1 rRNA gene is annotated in these 255 nt (G+C 51.8%); it reads left to right on the top strand.

Annotation, left to right across the window (positions count from 1 at the left end):
* Positions 1-144 precede the first annotated feature (144 nt).
* Positions 145-255, top strand: a 5S ribosomal RNA gene (gene rrf, locus KW824_RS20775); the annotation flags it as partial.

The raw sequence follows: 255 nt of genomic DNA, 5'->3' as shown, positions 1-255 counted from the left end.
ATTACCCGTGAGGCTTAACCATACAACACCCAAGAAGTGTTCTGGGCCTTGTAGCAAGTGAACGAACTACTACCTAATTCAGTGATAGCGAAGCCAACAGGCAACTCGTTATTCACGTCAGCTTTCCGAGATTGAAGTTTTTTGCCTGGCGGCCATAGCGCCGTGGAACCACCTGATCCCATGCCGAACTCAGAAGTGAAACGCGGTAGCGCCGATGGTAGTGTGGCATTCGCCATGCGAGAGTAGGACACTGCC

The organism is Aeromonas sp. sif0611, from assembly GCF_019218845.1.
Taxonomy (GTDB): Bacteria; Pseudomonadota; Gammaproteobacteria; order Enterobacterales; family Aeromonadaceae; genus Aeromonas; species Aeromonas media.
This window is presented reverse-complemented; position numbering and strand designations above follow the sequence as displayed.